General features: G+C 69.4%; 17 protein-coding genes. 9 read left to right on the top strand and 8 right to left on the bottom strand.

Annotated features, from left to right (window positions below; all coding sequences use genetic code 11):
- Positions 1 to 36: 36 nt before the first annotated feature.
- The 4 genes from ACZ4SA_RS30125 to ACZ4SA_RS30110 all read right to left on the bottom strand — a co-directional run bounded on the left by ACZ4SA_RS30125 (position 37) and on the right by ACZ4SA_RS30110 (position 2,905).
- Positions 37 to 219, bottom strand: a complete 183-nt coding sequence (locus ACZ4SA_RS30125) for a hypothetical protein (protein ID WP_468280793.1) — start codon at positions 217 to 219, stop codon at positions 37 to 39.
- A 120-nt stretch (positions 220 to 339) separates the two neighbouring features.
- A complete protein-coding gene (locus tag ACZ4SA_RS30120) occupies positions 340 to 1,056 on the bottom strand; it encodes a phosphatase PAP2 family protein (RefSeq protein ID WP_468280791.1) in 717 nt (238 codons plus the stop codon).
- Positions 1,057 to 1,301: 245 nt separating this feature from the next.
- Complete coding sequence (locus ACZ4SA_RS30115; RefSeq protein ID WP_468280789.1) at positions 1,302 to 2,324, bottom strand: C40 family peptidase; 1,023 nt, start codon at positions 2,322 to 2,324, stop codon at positions 1,302 to 1,304.
- A gap of 2 nt (positions 2,325 to 2,326) precedes the next feature.
- Complete coding sequence (locus ACZ4SA_RS30110; RefSeq protein WP_468280869.1) at positions 2,327 to 2,905, bottom strand: ATP-binding protein; 579 nt, start codon at positions 2,903 to 2,905, stop codon at positions 2,327 to 2,329.
- Here ACZ4SA_RS30110 and ACZ4SA_RS30105 point away from each other — a divergent pair.
- Complete coding sequence (locus ACZ4SA_RS30105) at positions 2,822 to 3,034, top strand: hypothetical protein (protein WP_468280875.1); 213 nt, start codon at positions 2,822 to 2,824, stop codon at positions 3,032 to 3,034. The two genes, ACZ4SA_RS30110 and ACZ4SA_RS30105, sit on opposite strands and share 84 nt — an antisense overlap.
- 99 nt (positions 3,035 to 3,133) lie before the next feature.
- On the opposite strand, the gene ACZ4SA_RS30100 is transcribed toward ACZ4SA_RS30105, so the two are convergent.
- Entirely contained in the window at positions 3,134 to 3,940 is an 807-nt protein-coding gene (locus ACZ4SA_RS30100) for an SAM-dependent methyltransferase (RefSeq protein ID WP_468280786.1), read from the bottom strand.
- 248 nt (positions 3,941 to 4,188) lie between these two features.
- Here ACZ4SA_RS30100 and ACZ4SA_RS30095 point away from each other — a divergent pair, with 248 nt between their 5' ends.
- The 5 genes from ACZ4SA_RS30095 to ACZ4SA_RS30075 all read left to right on the top strand — a co-directional run bounded on the left by ACZ4SA_RS30095 (position 4,189) and on the right by ACZ4SA_RS30075 (position 9,703).
- A complete protein-coding gene (locus ACZ4SA_RS30095) occupies positions 4,189 to 4,614 on the top strand; it encodes a DUF6507 family protein (protein ID WP_468280784.1) in 426 nt (141 codons plus the stop codon).
- The gene (locus ACZ4SA_RS30090; RefSeq protein WP_468280782.1) at positions 4,611 to 6,929 is read left to right on the top strand and encodes a hypothetical protein; all 2,319 of its coding nucleotides are present in this window, start codon (positions 4,611 to 4,613) and stop codon (positions 6,927 to 6,929) included. The genes ACZ4SA_RS30095 and ACZ4SA_RS30090 overlap by 4 nt, the downstream gene beginning before the upstream one ends.
- Positions 6,930 to 6,942: 13 nt before the next feature.
- On the top strand, positions 6,943 to 7,230 hold the full coding sequence (locus ACZ4SA_RS30085) for a hypothetical protein (protein ID WP_468280780.1): 288 nt from the start codon (positions 6,943 to 6,945) through the stop codon (positions 7,228 to 7,230).
- An 88-nt stretch (positions 7,231 to 7,318) separates the two neighbouring features.
- Positions 7,319 to 8,221: a hypothetical protein gene (locus ACZ4SA_RS30080; protein ID WP_468280778.1), complete on the top strand. Its 903-nt coding sequence runs from the start codon at positions 7,319 to 7,321 to the stop codon at positions 8,219 to 8,221.
- A gap of 63 nt (positions 8,222 to 8,284) precedes the next feature.
- Entirely contained in the window at positions 8,285 to 9,703 is a 1,419-nt protein-coding gene (locus ACZ4SA_RS30075) for a DUF6177 family protein (RefSeq protein WP_468280776.1), read from the top strand.
- A gap of 28 nt (positions 9,704 to 9,731) precedes the next feature.
- Here the strand turns inward: ACZ4SA_RS30075 and ACZ4SA_RS30070 are convergent, their stop codons facing one another.
- The 3 genes from ACZ4SA_RS30070 to ACZ4SA_RS30060 form a co-directional block, all read right to left on the bottom strand.
- Positions 9,732 to 11,360, bottom strand: coding sequence for an MFS transporter (locus ACZ4SA_RS30070; RefSeq protein WP_468280774.1), 1,629 nt, complete (start codon positions 11,358 to 11,360; stop codon positions 9,732 to 9,734).
- Positions 11,361 to 11,606: 246 nt separating this feature from the next.
- Positions 11,607 to 12,161: a Uma2 family endonuclease gene (locus ACZ4SA_RS30065; protein ID WP_468280772.1), complete on the bottom strand. Its 555-nt coding sequence runs from the start codon at positions 12,159 to 12,161 to the stop codon at positions 11,607 to 11,609.
- A gap of 62 nt (positions 12,162 to 12,223) precedes the next feature.
- Positions 12,224 to 12,637 carry an ATP-binding protein gene (locus ACZ4SA_RS30060; protein ID WP_468280770.1) on the bottom strand — a complete coding sequence of 138 codons (414 nt, stop codon included), beginning with the start codon at positions 12,635 to 12,637 and terminating at the stop codon, positions 12,224 to 12,226.
- Between the two features lie 202 nt (positions 12,638 to 12,839).
- Between ACZ4SA_RS30060 and ACZ4SA_RS30055 the strand changes: the two genes are divergently transcribed.
- From ACZ4SA_RS30055 to ACZ4SA_RS30045, 3 genes are all read left to right on the top strand, one after another.
- Positions 12,840 to 13,691: a helix-turn-helix domain-containing protein gene (locus ACZ4SA_RS30055; RefSeq protein WP_468280768.1), complete on the top strand. Its 852-nt coding sequence runs from the start codon at positions 12,840 to 12,842 to the stop codon at positions 13,689 to 13,691.
- 11 nt (positions 13,692 to 13,702) lie between these two features.
- Complete coding sequence (locus ACZ4SA_RS30050; protein WP_468280766.1) at positions 13,703 to 14,017, top strand: DUF397 domain-containing protein; 315 nt, start codon at positions 13,703 to 13,705, stop codon at positions 14,015 to 14,017.
- Positions 14,018 to 15,062: 1,045 nt separating this feature from the next.
- Positions 15,063 to 15,215: a hypothetical protein gene (locus ACZ4SA_RS30045; protein ID WP_468280764.1), complete on the top strand. Its 153-nt coding sequence runs from the start codon at positions 15,063 to 15,065 to the stop codon at positions 15,213 to 15,215.
- The last annotated feature ends 124 nt before the right edge of the window (positions 15,216 to 15,339 follow it).

Genomic DNA, 15,339 nt, shown 5'->3' with positions numbered 1-15,339 from the left:
CCTTCGGTGGGCGTGCGCTCCCCGGTGGAACGCACGTCATCCGCCGAGAACCGACGAACACCCAGAGGTGTGGCAGGCCCTCGTGGACGACTTGGCGAGCCGGGCGCCGGGGTGCTCGATCGCCGCACGATCGGCGCCGTTCCAGCGCAGATACGCGTCCTGCACCGCGTCCTCCGCCTCCCCGGCGGAGCCGGGCAACCGGTAGGCCGGACCGAACATCCTGGGGCGGTGGGCGGTGAACTCCCTCGGCGGTCCCTGACGTCACCCGCCCAGCCTGTCAGAGGCGCGGAAGCCTCCGGCAACCGGCATCTGCCGGGTGGTACGCCGCCTGTGGTGCGCTCAGGCGGCGAGGCCATTCTCGCCGTGGTCCTCGGCCGTCGGCTCCGGGATGTCCAGCGTCTCCGGCTGCAGCGCACCGGCTGCCGCGGCCCGCTTCGACCGCACGAGCCACCCGAGGCGGCGCGAGGCCGCGATCGCCGACACCAGGGGGGTGAGCAGCGCGAGGGCGAGCGGGGCGAGCAGCAGCGCCACCGCCGTGCCGAGCGCGAAGCCGCCGATGACGTCGGTCGGATAGTGCACGCCCATGTAGACCCGGCAGAAGCCCTCCGCGACGGCGAGGCCGAGCGCGGCGAGGCCGAATCCACGGTGGGCGACGAAGAGCCCCGCGGCGATCGCCATCGCCATCGTCGCGTGGTCGCTGACGAACGAGTAGTCGGTCTTGCCGGCGACGAGGACCTCGAGGCCCTGGTGGTCGAGGAACGGCCGCGGCCGTTCGACGAAACCGCGGATGGGGATGTTGATCAGCAGCGCGATTCCGGCGGCGAGCGGAGCCCAGATCAGCCCGGCGACGGCCGAGACCGAGTCCTCCGCGGTGCCGCGCCGGCGCACGCTCCACCAGCACCAGAGCACCACCAGCACCATGGCGAGCATGATTCCGTACTCGCCGACGAACTCCATCGTGCGATCGAGCCACGTGGGCGCGTCCTTGGCGAGGCCGTTGATGTCGTAGAGCAGGCTGACATCCGGGTTCGCCCCGTCCGTTGCGAGTCCAGCCATCTGCTGCGGCCCCTTGCCTTGTACCAGGACGCACGTGCCTGTGCGCCGCCCTGCCAACCCCCGTGGTCAGTACGGTGTGTGCTGCATGGTCAGTGCGGCCTTCCCTGCCCAGGGAACGACGTCATCGGTGGTTGCGTTCCACTCTCCACCGAACGATCACGATCACGTTATCGAAGAGTGACACGTCATTGCAGCTCAGAGCCCTGCCGGTACCGTCGCATTCCGGCCACTCGATCGTCTTCCGCTCAAGCGTCCGGAGCCTTGGGCAAGTCCGTCGGCAGGGCCCGCGCACCGTCCTCGGTCACGCGGGTCGCGCCGAAGTAGTCCGGAGTGTCGATCTTGTCGAACCGGATCACCGCGCCGGTGTACGGAGCGTTGATCATGTATCCGCCTCCGACGTACAGTCCGACGTGCCGGATCGCCCGCGAGTTGGTCAAGTCGTCGGAGAAGAACACCAGATCGCCCGGCAGCAACTCGTCGCGCGAGGGGTGCGGCCCCGCGTTGTACTGGTCGTTCGCGACGCGCGGAAGCTCGATCCCCACGGTGCGGTAGGCCGCCTGCGTCAGCCCCGAGCAGTCGAAACGCCCGCCCTGCTCGGGCGTTCCATTCCCGCCCCACAGGTATTTGGTACCGAGTTTCCGCTGGGCGAAGTAGATGGCCCCGGCCGCCTGCCTCGACGGCTCCACCCGCCCGACCGGCCGGGCGAAACTCTTCTCCAGGGTCCGGATGACCTTCACGTAGTTCCGGGTCTCGCGGTACGGAGGAACGCCCCCGTGCTTGATGACCGCGTACGCACCGGCGTTGTACGCGGCGAGCATGTTGTCGGTCGGGTCGCCCGGCGCCTTGCGAACATATCCAGCCAGTTCGCAGTCGTACGAGGCCGCCGACGGAATCGCGTCCGCCGGGTCCCACACGTCGCGGTCGCCGTCCTTGTCCCCGTCGATTCCGTGCGTCGCCCAGGTGCCCGGAATGAACTGCGCGATGCCCTGCGCCGCGGCGTGGCTCTGCGCTCTCGGGTTCCAGCCGCTCTCCTGGTACAGCTGGGCCGCGAGCAGCGCCGGGTTGATGGCCGGGCAGAGATTCCCCCACTTCTGCACCAACGTCTGGTACCGCGCGGGCACGGCCCCCTTGGCGAGGTCCACGGCACCGTTCTTGCCGTTTCCTCCGAGAAGCCCGGCCGCCGCCGAGTACGTACCGACGACGAGCAGCGCGACGAAGCACAGGCAGACCCCGATGGACGCCCCCGCGACGACCCACGCCTTACGCACCGTCAACCGCCCTTCAGCGCCCGGTAGTCCACCCGGGACAAGTTTAGGTGCAGCACCTGCCCGCACAGGTCGGAATGAGCGGCAGCGCCGCAAGCCGCTTCGCTGCTCGGTGGACTACCCGGCGGCGTACTCGCCGGAACACGAACCTTGTTCGTCGACGTGTACGCCGAGTGCGGGCACGCCCGGCCGGCTACGACTCCAGCGCCGAACGGACGGCCGAACGGGGTCCCGGCACGTTGGCCGCGCACTGCGATCAGTCCCCCTCGACCAGCTCCACCCACAGAAGCTTGGCCCCCTGATGGAGGGTGGTCGCCCCCCCAGCTGTCCGCGCACATCTCCACGATGCGCAGGCCTCTGCCGTGCTCGGCGTCCACATCGGGCGGTGCTGTCGGATCGCCTTTGAAGGGAGGCGGGATGTCGGGGTTCGCGTCCCACACCCCGATCCGCAACCGCCCGGGCAGTGGCTCGCGGAGCCGCAGACCGCAGGTGCCCCCCGCGTGCTGGAGCGCGTTGGTGACGAGTTCGCCCGCGAGCAGCTCCGCGGTCTCGACGAGCGCACCGAGGCGGTGGGCGTGCAGCACCGCGCGCAGGGTGTGCCGCGCTACGCCCGGGGCGCGGGGGTCGTGCGGGAGTTGGAGGGCGTAGGTCCAGGGCGGCGGGGACACGGTGGCCATGGAAGTCTCCTTGCCAAAGGTGCGGTTGCGGTGTGATACGTGCCCGGTGACCGAATCGCTCCGCCGAGCGGGTACTTCCGCGCCGTACCCCCCCACCGCCCCGGCGCCCCCGCGCCGCCGTCGCGCCCCTCGCGCCTACGGCTTGCGGCCTACGCCGCCGTACATCGCGACCTCGTCCGGCGCCGACGGATCGGACGCGTCCGGGCGCCACCGGTTGCACGAGACCACGCCCGGCGGCAGGAGTTCCAGGCCGTCGAAGTAGCGCTCCACCTGGTCCGGCGTGCGCTGGGTCAGACGGGGGGTGCCGTTTTCGTTCCAGAACGCCACCGCCTCGTCCACGTCCGGCATCGACGGGCTGGTGATCGTGTGGGACAGCACCAGGTGGCTGCCGGCGGGCAACGCGTCCATGAGCCGCCGCACCACGCCGTACGACTCCTCGTCGTCCTCGACGAAGATGACGACGCCCAGGAGCATCAGCGCGACCGGCTCGGAGAAGTCGAGCGTCTGCGCCGCCTGCGCCAGGATCGCGTCGGTGTCCCGCAGGTCCGCGTCCAGATAGTCGGTCCGGCCCTCGGGCGTGCCGGTGAGCAGCGCCCGCGCATGGACGAGGACGAGCGGGTCGTTGTCCACGTACACGATGCGGGCGTCGGGCCGGACGCGCTGCGCCACCTCGTGGGTGTTGTCGGCGCTCGGCAGCCCGGTTCCGATGTCGAGGAACTGCCGGATACCCGCCTCGGCCGCCAGATGCCGCACGGCCCGGCCGAGGAAACGCCGGTCCGCCAGCGCATAGTCACCGATGCCGGGGTGCAGCGCACGGATCTGGTCGCCTGCCTCCTGATCGACCGGGTAGTTGTCCTTGCCGCCGGTCCAGTAGTTCCAGATACGGGCGGTGTGCGGGCGGGTGGTGTCGATCCGACTGTGGATCTGCGCGTGGTCAGTCACAGCTCGAACCGTAGCCAACTCCCCTGCAGGGCAACAGAGTTCAGCCACGCCTCGCCGGCCGACCCGCCGCGGCTCCGCTGGTGCCGGCGCTGATCGTACGGACAACTTCGCGTTCCACCGCCCGGCGTGGACGGTAGGCACCATCGGCCGGAAGCGTGTTGCTCGTACGATTGTCCGCCTGCTAGAGATGAAGATCCGCTGTCGGCGGCGCGGACCACGCCTGATGCCGGCACCGGGCGTATCCGACAATGGATTCACGGGGGTTGGCTGTGACGGGGTGGGACATTTCGCCTGGGGGTGTGCAGTCGGTGATCTCGCAGGTGCGGGAGGCTGCTGACGGCATGAGCGCCGGGATCAAGCTGTACGGGGCATGTGTGCAGGGGGCGATGGAGTCTGCGGGCACGCTGGCTGTCGGCGGCGCCGCTGCCACGGGCGGGGGCCGGGCCGGCGGGCTGGTGGCGGTAGCGCTGGGGCAGTTCGCAGAGGGCACCGAGGCGGACGTGGCGTTCCTCCCGCTGCGCGCGAGCAATTCGGCGAACGGTGCCGTGGAGGCGACCAACGCATACATCGCCGGGAACCTCGAGCAGGCGTGGAACGCGCAGCGGCAGGCGATGCTCGTGCCTGACGTCACTGCTCTGCTGCAGGCTGCACGCGACCGGGCGGCTCAGCAGTGATCAGCCCCGAGAAGATACCGGTCTTCACCGGAGACCTTCCGGGGCTGGGGCGGGAGATCATCGCGCTGCGGCAGGCGGCCGAAGCGATCCGGGACGGTGGCGGTGACGTGCACAGCCGCTTCCAGCATCTGGCCGCCTCGTACCGGGCTCCGGAGGCGGGAGAGCTGTTCTCGACGACGCAGGCCGTGCAGGAGGGCTCGGGCCGCTTCGCCGACCGGTTGGAGACGGTGGCCGGGGCGCTGGAGACGTACGCGCTCGAGGTCGTCGAGATCGTCAAGCAGCTCGACCTGCTGCGCTTTCAGGCGACACGGTTCGTGGAGTCGGTCGCGGACCAGGACGGGCCGCTGCGCAACTGGCGCAAGGACCAGGCCAAGGTGGACGAGCACCAGGGGATCTGGGACGGGGTGAACACGGCGGTGGCGGCGTTCCAGGCGGCCGAAGTCGGCTGCGCGGACAAGATCACTGCGCTGGTGGACGGCGGCACCCGGTGGCAGATCAACGACGGCAGCCGGGGGCTGCAGAATCCCTACGGGTTCAGCGCCGATCAGCTGGCCAAGGCCGACTCGCTGCCGTGGGGCAGCCCGGAGCATCGCGAGAACCTGCCCTTCGGGATCGACTACCACCTGGAGCAGGCGGGGATCAGCATCGTCGACAACGCCGTCGGCTCGGTTAAGGGACTGATCGATCTCTTCAGCCCCGGCGAGGACGGCGGCGCCGCACGCGAAGGACTGCTGCGGGTGATCGTCGGCGCGGAAGGCTACCTTCTGGACCCGCACGGGGACCGGAAGGACATTTCCCCGTTCCAGAAGAAGCTCATGGACGACAGCAAGCCGTACGCGAAGGACTTCGCCAAGGCGTTCGTCGGCTGGGACGACTGGGACACCAACCCCGGCAAGGCGGCGGGCACGGTCATCTTCAACGGCCTCACCCTGGGCGCCGGACCACTCGGCGCAGCCTCCAAGGCAGGCTCCGCCATTGGCAAGGCCGGCACGGCCTCCCGCATCGCGGGCACCGCGGCCAAAATCGGCGAAGTCCTCGACCCCATCGGCGCAGCCGCCAAAACCGCCGGCACCGCCGCCCGCACCCTCCCCAAGATCGCCGACCTCACCGCCGGCGTCCGCGCCGCCACCGACGCCGCGGCGACCTCGGACGCCGCCTACAGCGTCATCGAATACCCGAACGGCGCTCAACTCCGCATCGAAGACGGCACGTTCATCCCCGCCAACAATGGCGTCCCCGACACCACCCCGGCACCATCGGAAGCGGCAGCCGCCGACCGGACACCTTCGATCGAGCCCCGGCCCGACGACCGCCAGCTGGTCGGGGCGGGAGCGCGGGCATCAGATGGCACTGCGCAAGCAGGCGAGAACCTGCCGCCGCAGGCCAGCCACAACGTGCCGCACGATTCTGCTGACGGTGGGGGAGGGGCAAACAATTTGCCGCCAGGGGGGCACGGCTACCCGCGGGGCAACAGTGGTGCCGGACAAGCAGCCGGCTCGGGGACCGCTGTACCTGGTGGTGGGTCCGTCAGTCACAGTGGCGGAAGCGCGGGCCATGGGCCGACGAACAACGCTGGCAACGGGACCCCTCATGGAGGCGGCGGAGCCGCTTCTGGCGATACTGAAGCACCGACGACCGATGATACTCATGCCGCTCCAGAAGGAAATTCCGGCTCACCTGTAGACAATGCTTCTCCTCACGGCAACGAAGGCTCTGGTGACCCCACTCCAGACTCTGGCAACAGCGGCCCCGAGAATCCCATGGACTCGCAATTGGTCGATGCCCGAATCAAGGAGCTGGATGACCGCCAAGGCGGTGAAGGGCACGCGCCTGGGCGCCACCTCCACCCAGATGATGAGGCCCTGCGGGATCGGCTGGGCAGTGTGCTCCACGACAACAATGGCGCACCTAAGCTCTACGGCCCCAACTCCAGTTACCCAGGGCTACTGAAGTCTGAGAACAACATCGACCCAATCACAGGAACGACAGTTGACGGCGTGACGGGTGGCGTGCATCGAGTCGGCCCTTACGCCACCCGCTTTGACGTCGCGGAGGACATGGTGAAGGCAGATGCCTACTTCCGCGCGGAGATGGCTCGTACCGGCGACGCCGCCGTTGAAACACCGATTGAGCAGATCCTCGGCCCCGAAGGGCATGAGCGCTTCAGTGGATACTATCGAGATCCTGCGAACATGTCCGAGTTCAGGCCCGTCGACTTCGAAGGCGGATCGATCAAGCCGGTGTACCGGCTGCACAACGGCGAGTGGAAACTCCATACAATGTTCGCCAACCCAGCACCCGGACGCCACCCATAGAAAAGACGGATGAATGGACGATCGCTTTAAGGGGTTCCTTAACACCTACCTAGACATTGAGCAGGCTTACGATACAAGCGGATACCTGCGACCGACTTTGATGGGGTTTAGCGAGTCATATGTCAAAGCAGTGCGTCAGGGGTTCACGGAAATCCTTTCCGATAGCTCCTTCGGGGTGGCCGAGTATGAGCGCCTCACGAACATCGAGTTCCCTGATGCGGCCACATTGCGGATCTATCTGCAGAACCTCTATGCCTACTTGTTCGAGGATGGGATAGAGCAACCCATGCCGCCAGAGTGACCCTGCACAACAGGATTGGGAATCCCAGGTTCGTCAACAACCCGAGATCCGTCCAGAAGGCGCTGGACGTCTACAACGGGACTTATCAATGACCTACAACTCCTTCACCGTCGATCGGCTGCAGCCGTCCCGAATGCGCGACGCTCTGGCGTCATGCCTTCGTGTGGCACCGAGCGCCGTCGACGTTGCTGACGTGGACGGCGATCAGGATGCCCGCAACTGGGATGCGTTGATCCTGTGTGACTACTCGTTCGTTCCCGGTGACGCCTCGCTGGCTCTGGACATCTTCGCTCAGGAAGCCGTGCCCGATCAGCCGGGCGAAGCAGACTTCGCCAGGGATTTCGCTGCAGCGGCACAGACCGTCATCCTCTACCCGGCCGCAGAGCGGCCCCCCAGCGCGTACTGGCTGGTGACTCCGGCTGGTTTGGTGACCCGTGCCCGTCTCATGGCATCGGATGACGAGCGCCCTGCATACTCCATCGACGCCGTTGAAGATGCCGTTCCTCAACTTCCCCATCTTCGCGTCATGCAGTTGCCGGAGATCATTCGCGAGCGGCACGTTGCTACGCCCACCACCACGAATTTCTCCCTCGCTATGGACACCCTCCGACAGGCACAGGGTGATCCCGCATTTATCGATGAACCCGGAACCTCTTTATACCACTCCCGGGTTTACCTTACAGAATGGGAGCGGATGGTGCGGGTCATGGAGTCGGGCTGGCGGCCGACCGGACGCTATCCGGCAGAGTTGTACTGCGAAGCCCTGCGGGCGCGGGACAATCTCGAGCGACTGCCAGCAAAGCTTTCCAAGCCTGCGGCCGACCTCCTACGCAAGGCGGTGAACCAACTCGACGAAGAGTTCAAGAAGCACAGTCATCGGGATGACGAATGGGTGAGCAAGGCAGCGCTGTCTGAGAATTTCGCCAATACGAAGGAATACGGCTGGTGGTGGCACCGGCAGCCTCTCGTTCTGCCGTGGGTCAGGAAGTGAGTTCGGTCCTTCCGGGGCGGTACTGAAACCTCGCGCACAGCCCTACCCACCAGAAAGCAGTACATGACCTACGACGTCATCGCTCTCACCCCGGCCATGCCGGATGCCCGCAGCATGCTCGCCGGTCTCTACGCCGGCGGGCCCGAGCTGCGGATGGACAACAGCGCGGGCGGGGCCGTCGTCCACCTGCGCACGCCAGGCGGGCGGCACGTGGCGACGGTCGAGGTACCTGTCCTCGTCCAAGTGCCGGGCGAGGTGCGCCGGTTGCTCGGGGCGGAAGCAAGGGCCGAGGAGCCGGTGTGGTGGACGGAAGTGCGGGCCGCCTCGGACGTGGTGGAGGCCCGGCGGCTCGCCGGGTCGACCGCCGGGCGGCTGACCGCGCTGCTCGGCGGCAGCACCTGGCCGGCCGACGCCGCGCACACCGACGTCGTCCCCATCCCACCGGCCGCGCACGACAACCCCGGCCTGGGCGACGATGCCCTCGCCGTCGACGTACTCACCCGCCACGCCGCCGTGGTCCTCCAGGACCGGCCGGCCGTCGCCGCGACCACCTGGCTCACCGACCTTCTGCGGACCAGCATCCCCACGGGCCGCGAACTGCAGATCGTCACCCCGTCCACCAGCCGCCTAACCTTCCCCGTGCGCACCCTGCTGACCAACGTCTCCGCCCGCTGGGTGGTCCAGGACCCCGGGTGCGGGTACTACGACGGTCTCACCGGCGCCGTACTCCACTGGTACGAAGGCCGCTTCGCCCCCGCCCCCGCAACCGGCGGGAACACCCCCATCGCCGACGCCTTCCACCCCCACCACAGCACCACCGGCGAACACCAGCTCCACCTCTCCATACGTACGACCCATCCCGTCACCGACGGCCTACTCCTCGGCGGCGCCATAGAAGCCGCCTGGCAGACGCTCACCGGCGCCCCGCCCGCCGGCTGGGCGACCGCCGAACCCGTCAACCTCCCGTGGTCACCCAGACAGATCTCCGAACTGGCCCGCACCCGCGCCCAGAAGGGTGCCCCCACCTGGCTGGTCGCCGTCGGCTCCGCCGACAGACCGGCGATCGCCACCTGCCGCGTCACGCGCACCCCCGCCGGAGTCGAGGAACACATCACCCTCGTCACCGGCCACACCCCGGACCAGCCGCCGCCCCTCAACGCTCTCCCCGAACTCGCCGAGACCCTCGCCACCCGCCACAACCTCACCTCGATGCTGGCCCACCTGCGCCCCGCCCGCGCCGACGTGACCACCCCGCCCCACCACGAACAACCCCCAGTACCGGTCTCCTTCACCCTCGGCCCCCACGCCATACGCGCCATCGGCCGCACCCACGCCGAAGCAGTCGACCAGCCGCGCCCCACACGCCTCGGCCCCGCTTCCCACCCCGCACTGCACTACGCCCTCGGCAACGGGACCGACCCCACCGCCTGGCACCACCTCCAGCGACTCGACCAGCACCTGAGCAGCCGACCGATGTCTTGAGCGCGCCGATTGAGCGCGCCGACCGTGGTCAGCGCTCCCCGGAGCCCGGAGCATCGCTGTCCCCCGGCGACGACCGCAGTGTCAGCAGCCACACCGGTACGGCGGCCACCGCCACCAGCCCCAGCCAGAACATCACCGAGGAGAATCCGGTCGTCAGCGCGTCCGCCGTGCCCCGGTGCACCGCCTCCATGCCTGCGGCGCCGAGTCGTTGCTCCTCCGGCAGCGACGCCCCCGTCAGCAGGCTGTCGACCTCCGTGGCATCGAGGTGCCGCAGGCCCACGCGCTCCACTGCCGCGTTCAGCCGGCCGGAACCGGCGGCGAGGAAGATCAGCGTGCCGACCGAGACCACCAACGCCGCCGTCACATACCGGACCACGTTGATGATGCCCGACGCCTCACCGGCAACCTCCTCCCCCAGCGGCCGCAGTCCAGCAGCCGACGGCGCGGAGAGCGTGATGCCCACGCCCGCCCCCAGCACCAGGGAGCCGGGCCAGATCGCGCCGTATCCGCTGTCGGCACCGACCGCCGACAGCCACAGCGCGCCGCCGCCCGTCAGCGCGACACCTGCGGCCACCGGCCACCGGTAGCCCACGTGGTCGCAGATCGGGCCGATGCCCATCGAGAAGGCGAATACGCAGAACCCGTAAGGCAGCAGGGCCAGGCTCGCGGTGACCGCCGTGTAGTCGAGGGTGGCGGCGGACTGTGCGTAGAGGTTGAAGAAGTACAGAAAGCCGATGAGGAAGAGCGTGTTCACCACCGTGCCCAGACACGCGGCGACCAACGGCGGCTTCCGCAGCAGTGGCAGATGCAGCAGCGGTGAGGCCCGCCGCAGTTCGAGCCGTACCAGCAGCACCAGCCCGGCCACCGCCACGGCGAGCGCGAGCAGCGTCCCCGCCGACCAGAAGCCCCAGGCCGGGATCTGCTGCAGCCCCACCAGCAGGGATACGAGCGACAGGGCCAGCACCAGCATGCCGACACCGTCGAACGAACCCTCCCGCCTGCCGGCCGGCAACCCCCGCAGCCCCACCCACGCGAGCACGGCCACCAGCAGCGCCCACACCGCACTGCACCACCACGTCCAGCGCCACGACAGCCCGTCGGTGAACGCCCCGCCGATGAGGGGGCCCACCGCGAACGCCAGACCGGCCACCGCCCCCCACAGACCGAGCGCGAACCCCTGCCGTTCGCGCGGCCACGCGAGGCGCAGCACGGCCATCGTCGACGGCATCAGCGCCGCCGCCCCCGCGCCCTGAAGCACCCGGCCGACGATCAGCAGCCACTCGGTACCGCAGGCCGCCACCACCACGGCACCGACCGCGAAGACGATGCTGCCGGTCACGACCGTGACGCGCTGCCCCAGCATGTCGCCGAGCCTGCCACCCGCCACGACCAGTGCCGCGACCGCCAGCATGTAGGACCCAACGGCCCAGCTCAGCCCGGCCGTCCCCGCCCCCAGGTCGTCGGCCATCGCGCGCAGCGCCGCGTTGATCGCCGTCGTGTTGACACCCAGCATGAACAGCGCCGCGCCCGAGACCGCCATCACGACGCCGGGCCGCGCAGTGGAGGGACCCGCGCTCTGCGGGGCCCCGCCGGCAAGGTGCGGTGGATGCGGTACGTGGAACAGGGCGTTCCCGCGGACGCCTCGGACTGCGCTCATGGCCTGACGCTATGTCGGCCCCTCGCCCCCACCCGTACGCAACAGGCAGCCGGACGCCACATCCCCCGGCACGGAGCAAAGGAGGACGCGAAGTCCGCCTTCGGCCGCCCATGACGAAGCAGGCGACGCTCACGCTCTCTGTCACCACGTGGTGGTCCGTACGCCGAGCCGCCGACCGCGCACCAACGCCGGTCCTCGCCGCTGAAGCTGTGGTCGATCCCGCCGTGAGCGGCTGTCCCGTCCGTCCTACCCGATCGGTGGCCGGCCCGGTGGGTCGTAGCAGGGCAGCCGGGCGGTCGTGAGCGGGAACGACAACGGGGCGGGAAGGGCGATCACGTCGCCGTAGGCGCCTGAGCGCACGTCCCGGTAGCGACCGTCGCGCGGTCGGCGGCACAGCCGCCACGTGCCCTCGCGGGGATCAATGACGAGCAGGCCGCGCACACAGGCGACCGCGTACCAGTCCACCTTGTGGTCCAGCCCCCGCCCCTTCTCCCGCCGAGGCACGACCTCGACGGCGAGCTCGACGTCCTGTGTGCACACGGTGTCGTCCGCACGGACGGCCGGGAGGACGGACGAGAGGGCGGACGAGATGGCGGGCGGGAGGACCACGAGGTCCGGCACGACGAAGTCGTCGGCGTCCATCGGCATCTGCAACAAGGGGCCCTCGAGGGCGGTGGCGTACGGGGCGATGCCGGTGACCAGCTGCCGTACGACGGTCGCACGCGTCACGCAGTCGGTACGGGAGAGCATCAGACTGCCGGCGAGGATCTCCACGCGTAAGTCGGTCGCCCGCGAGATCATGCGCGCCACCTCGCGGGGGCTGCGCGGCAGAAGGCGCGAGAGCAGGCCACGACGGCCGGCGGTCAACGTGCACCGCCGAGTTCGACCCAGAGCAGCTTCCCGCCCTGCGGCAAGGCGGTCGCGCCCCACGCGTCCGCGCAGTACGCGACCAGGCACAGGCCGCGCCCACCGGCCGCATCCGACGCGGGACGGCGCGGCACGCCCGCGAAGGGCGGCGGGACGTCGGGGTGCGTGTCCCACACCCCGAGCCGCAGCCGCCCCCGCTCCGGCGCGCGCAGGCGGAGGCCGTACGGGCCGTCGGTGTGCCGGAACGCGTTGGTGACGAGCTCGGAGGCGAGCAGTTCGGCGGTTTCGGTGAGGGTGGCGAGTTCATGGGCGTCGAGGACCGCGCGCAGGATACGGCGGGCGATGCGGGGAGCCCGGGGATCCTGGGGAAGTTGGAGGGCATAGGTCCAGGGCGCGGCTACGGTGGTCATGGAAGTCTCCTTGGCGGAGGTGGCGTTGGGGCTGTGGTGGTGGCCCGGTGACCAGGTCGCTCCGTCGAGCGGGGTGCTTCCGGGCGGGTGGCCTGAGAAAGAGGCTAGGGCTTCACAAAGAAGCTTTGCATCGATTCGAGGAATTCCATGCTTGAATCCCTCGTGTGGGTGACCAAACCACCCCTGACACCGAAGGAGTCGCATGGCTGCGAGGCCAACCCCCACAGCGCGCCGCGTCCGTCTCGCCACTGAGCTGCGGCGACTTCGCGAGCGGTCAGGGATGACCGCCACCGAAGCGGCCAAGGAACTTGGCACCAGCTCCGGCCAGTTGAGCAACGTCGAGACCGCCCGCTTCGGCGTCAGCGCCGACCGCGTACGAGCCATGGCCCGCGCCTATTCCTGCTCGGACCAGGCGTTCATCGACGCCCTTGCCGCCATGGCCTCCGAGCGGAGCCGAGGGTGGTGGGAGCAGTACAGAGACCTCCTCCCGACAGGCCTGCTGGACCTCGCAGAGTTCGAGCACCACGCCATGGGGCTGCGCACGGCCTACACCGCCCACATCCCTGGGCTGCTCCAGACCGCCGACCACGCACGTGAGGTCTTCCGCCAGGTGGTGCCGGAACTGACCCCACCGGAGATCGAGCACCGGGTGTCGCACCGCATCAAGCGCCAGGACCTCATCTACCGGCCGGACCCGATTCCGTACGCGTCCGTGGTGCACGAGGCAGCGCTGCGGATGCAGTTCGGCGGCCCGCCGGTCGCGCGCAGGCAGCTGGGACACCTGCTCGACATGAGCGAACGGCCACACGTCACGCTGCGCGTGATCCCGTTCACCACGGGCGCGTTCCCCGGTTCGGGGCAGTCCCTGGCCTACGGGCTCGGACCGGTACCCCAGCTCGACACCGTCCATCTCGACCAGTCGCACGGACCCGTGCTGCTCGACGCAGAAGCGCAGCTCGCCCGCTACCGGACCCTGCTCGACCGGATGGAAGCTGTCGCCCTGACGCCCGCAGCGTCCCGGGACTTCGTCCAGAAGATTGCCCACGAACTGTGAAGGGACCGGCCGTGCTCAAATCCGATTGGCAGAAGTCGTCGTACTGCGGCGAGGGCGACGCCTGCCTGAACGTTGCGGCAGACGCCACCGGCGTCAAAGTCACCGAGAGCAGCGACCCGGACGGGGCGATACTCCACACCACCCCCGCCGCCTTCGCAGCCCTCACCCACGCCCTCAAGACGGGCACCCCGAGCCCGCGCATAGACGTCACCCACACCACCGGCGGCCTCGTCCGCATCGGCGGCGTCGTCACCACAACACGTGGGAAGTGGGACGCCTTCGTACTCGGCGTACGAGCCGGCGAGTTCGACCACTTCGGCCGCTAGCGACGACGCTCCCTGCCCCTGCCAAGCCCGCAAGCGCAGCGTGGGGCCGCCCTCCTGGTCTCGATGATGGCGGTTCCAGATCGTGCATCAAGGGCGCTCCGGTCGTTCCTCCCTCCGCGTCGCTGCGCGATGGGCTGCGCCCACCCTTGACCCCCGACCTTCCACCGCTGGAAACGCACTTGGGAGGGCGGCCGGGGGAAGGGGCACCCATCAGGCCCGTCCGCTCCGCGCCGCCGTGGGGGCCCGCAGGGCGTGGGTGGAGGCGCAGCAGTTGCCTGGGGTGGCCCGGCTCGGCTCAGCGACTGCGGCGACAGATGGGCTGGGGTTCATGCCCCGCTGGTCCCTGCCCGTCCCCGCCGAAGCATCAAGCCGCGGGGGAAGTTGTCATCACCAGAGGACACCCATATCCGGGCGAAACGGACACAAATGCGACCCAAAGTGCTCACAACTCCAGATCCCCACTCCATGATGCCCGATATGACCACTATGCACGCCGGGGTCACCCTTCGAACCGCCCCGACACCCCTGCCCGGCCACCGAGGCCCTATCCCGACAGTGACCAGCGGGGCATGAACTCAGCCAAAAAGGCACCGCCGGCCGCCGAGCCGAGCCGGGCCGCCCCACGCAACTACCGCACCCCCACCCACCGGCCAGCGGGCCCCCACGGCGGCCCGCGACAGACCACCTCGTCGGGCCCCCTTCCCCCGGCCGCCCTCCCAAGTGCGTTCAAAGCGGGGACGGGGCGGGGGTCAAGGGTGGAGCGCAGCGGAATCGCCGCAGGCGACGCGAGGGAGGAACGACCGAGCGCCCTGGACGCCCGGTCCGGGCCCGCGCACCATCAAGGGCAAGAGGGCGGCCCCACTCCGATCCAGACAACCCGTCAAGCCTGGAGACCGACCCTCCCGACCCCGAAAACTGGTCTGGACCAGTAGCCGCTACTCTGTGTCACACGGCTCAGAAAGCCGCGATCAGATCCCCTCCGGTGACCACGGCAGGGGCCGGCAACACAGCACCACGGGAGCAACACGTGAAGAACGCTGCGAGCGTGACGGACACACCCGCCACACAGGACGCGCGCAACGGGGGACGGACCGGACGCCGCGACAGCGACTCCGGCGGCATGCTGGCGACAGTGACGTTCATCGCGCTGCTCGCCCTCGCCCTGGGCCTACTCGGCTACATGGTCGTCAGCGGCTGATCCCGCAGGGAGAGACGGCAGGAGAACCACGGCGGGGGGGGGGGGGGGGGGGGGGGGGGGGGGGGGGGGGGGGGGGGGGGGGAAAAAACAAAAAAGAGAAAAAGAAAAAAGAAGACCGGACACA

Source organism: Streptomyces sp. NPDC027962 (genome assembly GCF_055566095.1).
The sequence above is the reverse complement of the archived record's forward strand: the minus strand, read 5'-3'. Positions and strand labels throughout refer to the sequence as shown.